The organism is Elizabethkingia bruuniana, assembly GCF_002024805.1.
Classification (GTDB): Bacteria; Bacteroidota; Bacteroidia; order Flavobacteriales; family Weeksellaceae; genus Elizabethkingia; species Elizabethkingia bruuniana.
In genome coordinates, this window is record NZ_CP014337.1 from 3,941,474 (window position 1) to 3,953,578 (window position 12,105).

Annotated in this window: 8 protein-coding genes; 3 read left to right on the forward strand and 5 right to left on the reverse strand. The window is 36.2% G+C overall.

Translation table 11 applies throughout. From position 1 onward, the window contains the following. Positions 1-11 precede the first annotated feature (11 nt). The 5 genes from pgi to lon all read right to left on the reverse strand — a co-directional run bounded on the left by pgi (position 12) and on the right by lon (position 7,268). Positions 12-1,655 carry a glucose-6-phosphate isomerase gene (gene pgi / locus AYC65_RS18515; RefSeq protein WP_034871747.1) on the reverse strand — a complete coding sequence of 548 codons (1,644 nt, stop codon included), beginning with the start codon at positions 1,653-1,655 and terminating at the stop codon, positions 12-14. A 108-nt stretch (positions 1,656-1,763) separates the two neighbouring features. Further along, the gene (locus AYC65_RS18520; protein WP_034871746.1) at positions 1,764-2,693 is read right to left on the reverse strand and encodes a DUF4349 domain-containing protein; all 930 of its coding nucleotides are present in this window, start codon (positions 2,691-2,693) and stop codon (positions 1,764-1,766) included. 228 nt (positions 2,694-2,921) lie between these two features. Then, on the reverse strand, positions 2,922-3,290 hold the full coding sequence (locus AYC65_RS18525; protein WP_034845878.1) for a DoxX family membrane protein: 369 nt from the start codon (positions 3,288-3,290) through the stop codon (positions 2,922-2,924). A 93-nt stretch (positions 3,291-3,383) separates the two neighbouring features. After that, the gene (locus tag AYC65_RS18530) at positions 3,384-4,772 is read right to left on the reverse strand and encodes a linear amide C-N hydrolase (RefSeq protein ID WP_200289573.1); all 1,389 of its coding nucleotides are present in this window, start codon (positions 4,770-4,772) and stop codon (positions 3,384-3,386) included. A gap of 96 nt (positions 4,773-4,868) precedes the next feature. Beyond that, positions 4,869-7,268, reverse strand: a complete 2,400-nt coding sequence (gene lon, locus AYC65_RS18535) for an endopeptidase La (RefSeq protein ID WP_034871745.1) — start codon at positions 7,266-7,268, stop codon at positions 4,869-4,871. A 254-nt stretch (positions 7,269-7,522) separates the two neighbouring features. On the opposite strand from lon, the gene AYC65_RS18540 reads away from it, so the two are divergent. The 3 genes from AYC65_RS18540 to AYC65_RS18550 all read left to right on the forward strand — a co-directional run bounded on the left by AYC65_RS18540 (position 7,523) and on the right by AYC65_RS18550 (position 12,089). Next, complete coding sequence (locus AYC65_RS18540) at positions 7,523-9,676, forward strand: peptidylprolyl isomerase (RefSeq protein WP_034871744.1); 2,154 nt, start codon at positions 7,523-7,525, stop codon at positions 9,674-9,676. A gap of 116 nt (positions 9,677-9,792) precedes the next feature. After that, on the forward strand, positions 9,793-10,740 hold the full coding sequence (locus tag AYC65_RS18545) for an MlaD family protein (RefSeq protein WP_034871743.1): 948 nt from the start codon (positions 9,793-9,795) through the stop codon (positions 10,738-10,740). Positions 10,741-10,754: 14 nt separating this feature from the next. Next, positions 10,755-12,089 (forward strand): 4Fe-4S dicluster domain-containing protein, encoded by a 1,335-nt coding sequence (locus AYC65_RS18550; protein WP_034871742.1) that lies wholly within the window; start codon positions 10,755-10,757, stop codon positions 12,087-12,089. Positions 12,090-12,105 lie beyond the last annotated feature (16 nt).

Genomic DNA, 12,105 nt, shown 5'->3' on the forward strand with positions numbered 1-12,105 from the left:
ATTTATCCGATTTATTTATGCTTTTTGTAGAAATTAATCAGTCCGTTGGTGGAACTGTCATGTGATGTAATTTCTGCAGTATTCTCCAGTTCCGGAAGGATTTTGTTTGCTAAAGCTTTGCCTAGTTCTACACCCCATTGGTCGAAGCTGAAAATATTCCAGATCACACCCTGTACAAAAATTTTGTGCTCGTAAAAAGCAATAAGCTGTCCCAGAGTAAATGGCGTTAATTCTTCAAAAATGAAGGAGTTGGTAGGTGTATTACCTGTAAATGTTTTGAAATTGGTTAAAAAGGCAATTTCTTCTTCATTTTTTCCGGATGCTTTTAGCTCTGTAATTACTTCTTCTTTTGTCTTACCAAAAGCTAAAGCTTCTGTCTGGGCAAAGAAGTTGGACATTAATTTGTCTTGGTGATCACTGAGGTTATTGTTTGCTTTTGCATATGCAATAAAGTCAGCAGGGATAAGCTCTGTTCCTTGGTGAATCAATTGGTAGAAAGCATGCTGGCCGTTTGTTCCCGGCTCTCCCCAGATGATAGGTCCTGTTTCGTAATCTACGAATTCACCATTTCGGTCAACAGATTTACCATTACTTTCCATATCTCCTTGCTGCAGGTATGCTGCAAATCTGTCAAGATACTGGCTGTATGGTAATATAGCATATGAACTTGCATCGAAGAAGTTGCGGTACCAAACACCTAATACCCCCATTAAGACAGGAATATTATTTTTGAATTCTGTATTTCTAAAATGTTTATCTGTGTCCTGCGCCCCGCGAAGTAATTTTTCGAAGTTGTCGTATCCTACAGCCAGTACAATACTTAATCCAATTGCACTCCAAAGCGAGTATCTTCCGCCAACCCAGTCCCAGAATTCGAAGATATTTTCTTCTGCAATCCCGAATTTCTTTACAGCTTCAACGTTTGTGGAAAGAGCAACGAAATGTTTTGCAACATCTTCTTCTTTTCCTGCTTTCAGGAACCATTCTTTTGCGGAAAGTGCATTGGTCATTGTTTCCTGAGTTGTGAATGTTTTGGAAGCAATGATAAACAAGGTTGTTTCCGGATTCAGATTTTTGACAACTTCAGCAATATGGTTACCATCTACATTGGATACAAAGTGTGTATTTAATCTTGTTTTATAATGCTTCAGTGCGCTGCAAACCATTACAGGGCCAAGGTCAGAACCTCCGATCCCGATGTTTACAACATCTGTGATTTCTTTTCCTGAAAAGCCTTTGTGTTCTCCTGAAATAATTTTTTCAGAAAAAACTTTCATTTGGTTCAGTACTCTTTGAACATCTTCATCGATGCTTTTACCATTAACTATAATCTTCTCTTCTCCGAAATTCCTCAGGGCAGTATGAAGTACAGCTCTGTTTTCAGTCTGGTTAATCAGGTCTCCGGTAAACATTTTTTCAATAGCATCCTCCAACTGACACTCTTCTGCCAGCGCTAAAAGAAGCTGAAAAGCTTTTTTATCTACAAGGTTTTTTGAAAAATCGAACAAAAGGTTTTCCTTCTGGATAGAAAATTCCGAAAATCTGCTTTTATCTTCTGTGAAAAGCTGCTTCAGATCGAAATCTGTTTCTGCGAAATGTTCTTTTAGTTGTGCCCAGGCTTTGGTTTCAGTAGGATTGATTGTGTTTAAAGACATTTTCGTAATGGTTTTAAGACGCAAATTTACGCAATCGTATTGAATTTTTTACTTTTTTGAGTATGAATAGATTGTAAAGTAAAAGGACTGCATTTGCAGTCCTTTTGGTTAGTCATTTACAGTTGGTTTTGGAGATTTTGGCCGTTTCACGCCTTTAGCGCGAACAAACCATATAATTCCGGCAATAATAATCGCAAATGGCCATAAATTTAGCAGAAGGATAAAAAATTGTTGAATAAGATAGAAGCCATTGATGATAGATAATTTAGCCTCGTAAAAGAAGTTGGTTTTATATTTTGCATCAATTGATTTGGTATTGGTTACAGCTATTTCTGCTACACGTACATTGGGCTCTTTTATGCTCAGATTCACAGTGCTGTAAGCAATGTTATCTTTCAGGTTGTAAGAATCTATAATATTCTGATTGTGATCTCTTTCGTTGTCATCTCCTTGCTCTACGGTTGTGGATGTAGGTTTAAGCTTATCGATATTGCCTTCTTTTTTCTTCATTCTTTGCTGTTCCAGCTGTGCCATTTTAATGTTTGCTGTTACATCCTCGGCATTGATAATTCTGGAATTTAAAAACAGATTCTGGCTGTTAATCTGTTGAAGAAAATCTACCAGCTGCATGGTGGGTACTTTTACAATCATATCATTCTGCATAGTTGATTTTTTTACCATAACAGCTTTATCATCACTCTCATTATAAGTTTCTTCTGATAGCAAGTTGTTTTTCAGTTCACTGTTAATGACATAACCACCTATTTGTTTTAGCTGATTTTCTATTTTGATCGTTGCATCATAGACGTCTTTAACTTCCATATTTACGGATGCTGTTTTTACAAATTCTTTGCCTTTAACCTGTGTAGAGGCTGCTGAAGATATGCTGTCCGTTGTAGACGCTGAGGCTTCTGCTGAAACTGCTTTTGCGGATTCATAATTTGCATCAGACATAGAGGCTGATTCCTGTTTTTTGCAAGAAAAAACGCTAAGAATAAGTATGGATGCAAGGGCTAGATTTAATGTATTATTTTTCATAATTAGAATTTTTGATCGTTAGCTATTCCAAAGATCTAAAAGTTCTGATCCGGCCATTTGAAAATTAAACGTAAAATCCTTGTAAATGAATTTTGGCTTTTAATCAATTGGTAATGAGTAATTTGTAAAATAATATTTCTCTTATTTGGGATTTGAAATAATGTACAGGAATAAAAAAACCGCCCAAAAGATTTGGACGGCTAATTAAATATTTAGTGATTAGTGTATTTAGCTGATCAGATTTTTGTATTTGCTGCTGTTGTCTATAAGCATCCAAAGATTGATTAATGCTAAAGGAGCTGCAATAGGTAATCCAGTAGTGTCTTTCAGGTTGTGCAGAACAATGCCTACCATAACGGGAAGGATAATAATAGCTCCCAAAGCTCTTGTTTTAGGGAATATAACTAATAGTCCGCCAGTAATTTCAACAACGGCTACCAAAGGAAGAAGCCAGCCAATTTCCATAATCGCCCCGAATATTTTTTTCTGCTCTTCGGTTAACTGGGGAGTTGGCATAAAGTGAAAAAACTTATCCAATCCGGCCTGAATAAACATTAGCCCAAACAATAGGAAAATGATGAATTTTACGATTTTCATAATCTTATAATTTAATAGTTTATATCAAAGTTATAAAAATAAATTGCACATTATTATGTGAATTTTTAAATAATAATAGAAATATTTGCGGAATTATTGAACTATTAATCGTGAGTCCCACCATTCCTTAGGTTTTATGTGTATTTGGTTTGAAGGATCTTGTACCCAATAAGTGTTGTCGATGTTTAATTTATAGGAGTATACTCCTGGAGGAACTTTCAGTGAGCAAATCCAGTCATTTCCAACTTTGGTAAAGGGATTTGCTTTGATATCGTAATTATTGAAAGATCCGGTTAACGAAATTGTTTCAGCACCCTGAAACCCTTTAATTCTAAATGTAATATTGCCATTGTTTTTGCCAAAAATATTTACATAATAGTTATTGGGATTTATTTTACGCACTTTACTATACAATGCATTTGCTTTTTTTGTGTTACCGGATAATAAAAAACTATTTGCTAATGCTGTAAGAGTACTTTCTGAATTTGGGAAATATTTCAGATTAAGGGCAAATATTTTTTCTGCATCGGAAACCTTACTGCTATCAATTAGCTGATAACCGATTTGGATCAAATCTTTTTCAGAAAATAAATAACTTTTATCAGACTTTCTTTTTTTTACATATTCAATAGTCTTATGAATGCCATTTTGTAAGTAGGTAGACATAATTTCATTTGTAATTTTTTTAGGGAAAAGATTTTTAATTTCAATTTCCTGTTTTTCTTTTTGTAAAAGTGATATTAAATCAATTTTATTTACCTGTGTAAAATTGTGTCTCTGATATAAGTAAATTGTATTATTCTTAAGATCGCAAACCTGAGAATAAATAGTTGCATTATCAGTTTCTAATTGCGAAGTACTGTCCAGTATTTTGGAAAATTGTGCTACAGATATAGGTTCAGAATTTAATAGTTGATAAGCTGTTTTTCTCCGCCAGCACTTAAAATCTTTATTTATGGGGTCGTTTAGATTATAGTTTGTAAGGACGTATTTGTTATTATTGGGACGAATTATATAATTAGCATTAATAATTGCGTAATCTCCTGATTTATCAGCAACAAATACCTGAGTCTTTTCATACCAGGTCAGATTATATTTGCTGACTAATTCAATTACTTCATTTACTGTACTGCACTCCTGCAGCACCTTATCAACAATATAGCCTTCAAAGTCTTTTTTTTGAGAATCTTTTACAAGTTCTACTTTTTGGGGTAAAGCTGCTGCATCAAAGAACAAACCTTTGTCGTTCATACCTCCTTCCGGATATTGTTCTTCAAAACCCCATAATACATAGGCATTTTGCTTCTCTACAGCAGGTCTCACCCAGAGATAATTCTTTAGTGCGGGGTTGTAATCCTCGTTATTGCCAACTAAAACCTTTTGCTTGTCGGATGCAATAAAAATTGTACAGGCTAAAGATATTTTGAATTGAAATAAAAATAGCATCAGAAATAAATCAGGGATTAATTTATTGATTTTCATAGCCTTGTATTTTAATGATCTATGCCAAAATTATAAAAAATAAACTTCACAAAATATGTGAAGTTTATAATTATATAGGTTTTATGCTGTGAATGGCTAAAGAGCTATTTCTATTACTTCTTTCATTTTATTTACATAATGAATGTTTAGATTTTTAAGATATTCTTTCTTTATTTCTTCAACATCTTTACGATTGGCCTCGCACAAAATAACATCTTTGATGCCGGCACGTGTTGCAGCTAGCAATTTTTCTTTAATTCCGCCTACGGGGAGAACTTTTCCACGAAGTGTAATCTCTCCGGTCATAGCCAGATTAGACTTCACTTTTTTGTTGGTAAAGCTGGAAACCATAGAAGTTAACATGGCAATACCTGCAGAAGGGCCGTCTTTAGGGGTTGCCCCTTCGGGTACGTGAATGTGGATGTTTTTATCTGTTATTTGCTCTTCAGTCATACCCAATTCTTCATACTTAGCTTTAATATATTCTAAAGCAATAGTAGCAGACTCTTTCATAACATTACCCAGGTTTCCGGTCATTGTTATGGTTGTGCCTTTACCTTTAGATAATATACTTTCAATAAACAGAATGTCACCACCTACACTTGTCCATGCAAGTCCGGTAACAACTCCCGGTACATTTGTCGTCTCAGAAAGGCTTTTAGGGCGAGGTACTCCAAGGATTTCATCAATCTTTTCTACAGTGATTTTTGAATCATATTCCTGCTCCATTGCTTTTTGTAAAGCAACCCAGCGTACAACAGAAGCAATGTTTTTCTCCAGTTTTCTTACACCGCTTTCCGAGGTATGAGCCTCAATGATATGGGCGATTTCTTTATTTCCTAGTTTTATAGCGTCGGATGTTAATCCGTTTTCTTTTAGCTGCTTACTGATAAGGTGTCTTTTGGCGATTTCGATTTTTTCTTCCAGTGTATATCCGGAAATGTCAATAATCTCCATTCTATCTAATAATGGACGCTGTACAGCACCAAGGTTATTGGCTGTAGCAATAAACATGGCTTTGGACAGATCATAGCCATATTCTAAGAAGTTGTCGTAGAAAGAATTGTTCTGTTCCGGGTCTAAAACTTCCAAAAGAGCTGAGGATGGATCACCGTGTACACCAGTACCAATCTTATCTATCTCGTCTAAAACAATAACAGGGTTAGATGTTCCGGCTTTTTTTATTGCCTGAAGGATTCTTCCGGCCATAGCACCAATATATGTTTTGCGGTGGCCTCGGATTTCGCTTTCATCATGAAGTCCTCCCAAAGAGATACGGATATACTTTCTTCCCAAAGCATCAGCAATGGATTTTCCTAAAGACGTTTTACCTACTCCCGGAGGGCCTGCAAGACATAAAATAGGCGATTTCATGTCATTTTTCAGCTTCAGAACAGCCATGTGTTCCAGTATTCTTTTTTTAATGTCCTCCAATCCAAAATGGGCTTTGTCCAGAACTTTTTGTGCCTTCTTCAGATCAAAAATATCTTTAGAATAGGTTGCCCATGGCAAATCTGTGAAGAAGTCCAGATAATTACGCTGAACGTTGTAATCTGGCGAATTAGGGTTTTGTCTTAATAGTCTTCCTAATTCTTTCTGGAAATGCTGTTCAACATCCTCATTCCAGTTTTTCTTTTGGGCTTTCTCACGAAGTTCATCGGCATCACCTTCTGGCCCGCCTCCCAATTCTTCCTGAATAGTTCGGATCTGTTGGTTAAGAAAATATTCTCGTTGTTGTTTATCCAGATCACGACTGGTTTTCTGGTGGATCTGATTCTTTAATTCTATTTTCTGGAAATCCTCAGATAACAGCTCATAGCATTTGGCTGCACGCTGATATAGATCTTTAATTTCTAATAGCTGCTGCTTTGTTTCGGTTGGAAAACTTGCGTTAGAGCATATAAAATTGAGCAAATCTGCTTCTCCGGTAATATTTTTTACAGCAAAGTTTGCTGCATTCGGGATATTAGGGTCAATTTCGATAATGCGCAGAGAGATATCCTTGATGTTATCTATTAAAGCAGCAAATTCCTGTTTGTCCTTTTTAACTTCTGTATCTTTTAATCTGGTGATTTCGGTGGTAAAGTAAGGTTCCTCGGTCAGCATCTTTTTTACTTTACAACGGTCTACGCCTTTAATAATAGCTGTGATGTTTCCTTCAGGAAGGTTAATGATCTTCAGGATCTTACCAAGGGTTCCGATTGTATTAAGAGAAGATAGCGTTGGTTCTTCTTCTGACGCATTTTTCTGGCTTACTACTGCGATAAGTTTGCCCTGTTTGTGCGCTTCCTGCAGTAGTTTGATTGATTTTTCTCTTCCTGCTGTAATAGGCATAATTACTTTAGGGAAAAGAACGATGTTGCGAACTGCAAGTAATGGGAAGATCTTTTGGTTTTTCTCAGTTTCTTTGTCTATACTGTCTTTTATTTCCTCTTCAATAATGTTGAAACCGTCTTCTAAAAAATCTTCGATTTCTAATATTTCTTTGTCGCTCATACTATGTCAGTTTGTCATAAAAAAATAAACTCCATTTCAGCTTCGTGTATAAACAACTGAATTTTCGGGAGTAGCTAAGATGGCACAATAGATATGCCATTGTGAAATAATTTTTTTTTTAGGACAAAATTTCTGCTTTCAAATTTATTGAGGTATACTAAAAAAAATTCTTTATTCCATTAAAAATGTTTATTTTCGCACCTTGATATTCAATAAAAGTTTACAAATAATTTTAAAACGAAAATACATTATTAATGGCAGTTTTAAGTGAAATTAGAAAGAGGCCTTGGATCCTGATAGGTTTTTTAGCCATCGCGCTTTTGGCTTTCCTGGTTAATCCAGATAGCTTGGACAAAGTATTTGGTAAAGACCCTAATATTTTAGGAAAAGTAAACGGAGAAAAAATCACCCGTGAAGAACTGGATGATCAGATTTTTCTTTTACAACAACAGTCTCAGGGACAGCCTAGAGAGGCTTTAGAAGAGCAGGCATGGCAAATGATTATTCAGTCTAAACTAATCAAACAACAGTTTGAAAAAATGGGGCTGAAATTAACTGACGAAATGTTCTGGAATCAAATTCAGTACGATCCGATGTTTGCTCAGAATCCTCAATTGGTAGACGAAAAAGGGAACTTTAAAGTTCAGGAACTTAAAAAAGAAATCGAGGCTATGAAAGCCCAGAACCCGGAGCAGTATGCTAACTGGCTTAAAATGAAAAAAGGTATTGAATACCGTATCATGGCAAGACAGTTCTTTGCAAACGTTACTGCCGGAGTTACTGCCAATAATAAAGAAGCTGCTGAAATCTTGAAAGAAAGAGATCAGTTAGCGAATATTGATTATGTAAGAGTAGATTATGCTGCATTTGGACGTGTCAATAATGTAAAAGTTACAACTCAGGATCTTGCTGATTATATTAAAAAACATCCATTGATGTTCAAAGCAGATCCAAGCAGAAATATCGGGATCGTATTGTTCCCGGCTAAACCAAGTGCTCAGGATGAAGCTGCTACTCAAACAGAAATTAACAAACTGAATACTCAGGGTGTTGATATGGGTGCAGGAGTTGAAAGCTTCCAGAATACAAAGAACGACTCAATGTTCGTTACGGTTAATTCTGACGTACCTTTCAATTCTCAGTTCTTAGCATTGGCTCAGCAGCCAGAAGAAATCAGAAGTTTCTTAGGTGGTGCAGCTGTAGGGCAGTCATTCGGACCATACAAAGTACAGGACCGTTACTATGTTGTCTCTAAATTAGTTGGAAAACAGCCTAGTGATTCTGTGAAGTCAAGACATATTCTTATTGCTTTCAAAGGAAGCCCGGCTGATCAGGCAGGAAAAGAAAAAAGAACAAAAGAGCAGGCTAAAAAGCTTGCAGATAGTATTGGCGTTGTTGTAAAAGCTAACCCTGCGAAATTTACTGAGTTCCTTAAGTTTTCAGCTGATCCGGGATCTGCTGCACAAGGAGGTGAATTGGGATGGACTACTCCAGAAACCCCATTTGTTCCTGAATTTAAAGCATACTTAGCTGCAAATCCAAAAGGAGCTACAGGTGTTGTTGAAACTCAATTTGGTTATCATATTATCAACATCGAAGACAAGAAGCCAGGAGCTATGGGTTACAAAGTGGCTAATCTTGTAAAAGAGATCAAAGCTTCTGATAAAACAAATAGCACTGTGTACACTGAAGCAAATAAATTTATTCAGGAAGTACAAGGTAAGAGCTTCAATGACTTTAGCAACATTGCAAAGAAAAAGAATTACACTTTTGCTAATCCAAAAATGGCAAAACGTTTCCAGGGACAAATCCAGGGAATCAATACAGATAAAGATGCAGATGTATTAGCATGGGCATTTGACAAGAAAACGAAAGCAGGAGATACGAATATCTTTACTACAAGTAATGGTGATTATGTAGTAGCTTACCTGAACGGAAAACAAGATGCAGGTCTTGCTGATCCGGAATCTGTACGTTCGGAAATTGAACCAATTGTAAAGAACCAGCTTTTAGCTAAAAAGATTATCGAAAAAATCGATACTCAGAAGCCTTCTTCGTTGGATCAGGTTGCAAAACTTTTCGGAGTTGTTAAAGAAAACGGACAAATTAACATCCTGAATCCTGCATTAGGCGGAGGAATGGAACCTAAAGTTGCAGGTGCTGCATTTGGTGCAAAAGCTAACCAGCTTTCTAAACCGGTTGAAGGTGTTGCAGGAGTATACGTGGTGGTTAAAAAGTCTGTTGCTGAAAACAAACAAGGCGGAGATGCGAAGTCAATTGCTCAGGCATTGATGCAGCAAGGATCACAAATGTACGGACAGGCTTTATTGAAGAGCCTTCAGGACAAATCTGATATCAAAGATTACAGAATAGAGATTTATAATAAGGCAGCTGCAGGTCAGCACTAAAAAATAAAGATATTCTAACAACATAAAAAGCAACCGTTATCGGTTGCTTTTTCTATTTATTGAATAATTTTTCATACTTTAAAAAACCTTATATTTGCTCATTAAAATATATATTCGTGAAAATTTCCAAAGAAGTTAAAGCAGGACTTATAGCAATTTTGGCCATCGTTGGTTTTGTTATTCTTTTTCAGTTTATGAAAGGGAAGAGTTTATTCTCAACAGATGATAACTACTATGTAAAATACGACAACGTAGAAGGCCTCGCAAAATCAAGCCCTGTGTCCATCAATGGATTGAAGGTAGGTCAGGTTACAGAGATTAAGCCGATGACCCAGAGTAATGGTCATATTTATTTTGTGGTAAAAATTAGTGTTAATAATGATTTCGTGTTTTCAAAAAATTCAAATGTTGAAATTTTTGAACCAGGATTAATGTCTGGCAAAGAAATCAGAGTTAATCTGGCATACAACCAACCATACGCTAAAAATGGTGATACCCTGAAGGGAGCTTTCAAACAGTCTATGATGAATAGCCTTTCATCTCAGGTAGGGCCGGTAAAAGATAAATTAACATCTGTGTTATCCCGTCTTGATTCTGCTGTAGCAAGTACTAACAAAATTATGGATGATGAAAACAGAAGAGAGATTAAGCTTCTTTTGAGAAATCTTAATGGTACGGTTGAGTCATTCAAAATAACATCACAACAGACCAACAAACTTTTGGCTGGTAGTGAAGGCAGGCTGAACAATGTGCTGGATAATGCTAATAAAACAATGATTACGGCTAACAGTACTGTAGATAAATATGGTAAGGTAGCTGAAAGCATTAATACAAAACAGCTGAATGATGCAGTTGCTAAATTAAGCGAAACATCTGATCAGTTAAATAAGGTTATTGCAGGGATAGAATCCGGAAAGGGATCTTTAGGTAAACTGACCAAAGATGAAGAGCTGTATAACAACCTTAATAAGTCTGCCGCTTCGCTTAATGCATTGATGGAAGACCTTAAAGCCAACCCGAAACGTTATATTAATATTTCGGTATTTGGTAAATCTGCTAAATAATATTAAATTTAGATATGCAATATATTGGTAACATTTTGTTTCTTATCCTCCTTATAGTAGGTTTCGGACTTTTCTTTAAGAGCCTTAAAGAGCTTGTGCGTAATGTTAATCTGGGAAAGGATATCGATCGTTCAGATAATAAAAATGAACGCTGGGCTATTATGGGCCGTGTGGCACTTGGTCAGGGCAAAATGGTTAAAAGACCTGTTGCAGGGATATTGCATATTTTGGTTTACTTAGGATTTGTTATTGTAAATCTTGAGCTTATAGAGATTTTTGTAGATGGACTTTTCGGTACGCACCGTTTCCTTGCCGGAGTATTAGGACACAGTTTTTACAATGTGTTTACTGCTGTTTTAGAAGTTATGGCTTTCCTGGTAGCGGTTTCTATTGTTATATTCTTTATAAGAAGAAATATTGTACATGTTCGCCGTCTTAATATGAAAGAACTTCTGGGCTGGCCAAAGAATGATGCCAACTGGATTCTTGTTATAGAATTTGCCCTGATGATGGCTTTTTTTAAAATGAACACAGCGGACTGGGTTTTACAGCAAAGAGGAATTTTACCTGTACATGGTAATTTCCCGGTTAGCTCTCATCTGTTTGCACCGATATTTAATAATTTTAGTAATGGCTTTCTGATCTTTACAGAAAAGGCAGCATGGTGGTTTCATATTATAGGAGTATTCTTCTTTATGAACTACTTGTATTACTCTAAGCACTTGCATATTATTTTTGCTTTCCCTAATACATGGTTTGCAAATCTTCAGAAGAAAGGGAAATTCAATAACCTTGATTCTGTGACAAAAGAAATAAAGCTAATGATGGATCCAAATGCAGATCCATATGCCGCAGCACCTGCCGATGCAGATCCAAATGCGGTTCCTGATAAATTTGGGGCAAATGATGTGTTCGATCTGAATAAAGTACAATTGCTTAATGCTTACTCGTGTACAGAATGTGGTCGTTGTACAGCTGTTTGTCCGGCAAGTATTACCGGGAAAAAGCTTTCTCCGCGTCGTATTATGATGGCAACGAGAGACAGGCTGGAAGAAGTAGGCAAAAACATTAATAAAAACGGGAAGTTTGTAGACGATGGTAAAAAGCTTTTGGATGATTATATCTCCCGTGAAGAATTATGGGCATGTACAACTTGTAATGCTTGTGTAGAAGCTTGTCCGGTACTTATTGATCCGCTTTCCATTATATTCGAAATGAGAAGGTTTATGGTAATGGAGCAGTCTTCGGCACCTCAGGAACTTAATCTGATGATGACGAATATTGAAAATAATGCTGCACCTTGGCAGTATAATCAGGCAGACAGATTAAACTGGGCGAACGAAAGCTAATATAACAATGTAAAAA

Coding starts and splice junctions, on each gene's coding strand:
- pgi (WP_034871747.1), bottom strand. CDS start 1,655: ATGTCTTTAAACACAATCAATCCTACTGAAACCAAAGCCTGGGCACAA.
- AYC65_RS18520 (WP_034871746.1), bottom strand. CDS start 2,693: ATGAAAAATAATACATTAAATCTAGCCCTTGCATCCATACTTATTCTT.
- AYC65_RS18525 (WP_034845878.1), bottom strand. CDS start 3,290: ATGAAAATCGTAAAATTCATCATTTTCCTATTGTTTGGGCTAATGTTT.
- AYC65_RS18530 (WP_200289573.1), bottom strand. CDS start 4,772: ATGAAAATCAATAAATTAATCCCTGATTTATTTCTGATGCTATTTTTA.
- lon (WP_034871745.1), bottom strand. CDS start 7,268: ATGAGCGACAAAGAAATATTAGAAATCGAAGATTTTTTAGAAGACGGT.
- AYC65_RS18540 (WP_034871744.1), top strand. CDS start 7,523: ATGGCAGTTTTAAGTGAAATTAGAAAGAGGCCTTGGATCCTGATAGGT.
- AYC65_RS18550 (WP_034871742.1), top strand. CDS start 10,755: ATGCAATATATTGGTAACATTTTGTTTCTTATCCTCCTTATAGTAGGT.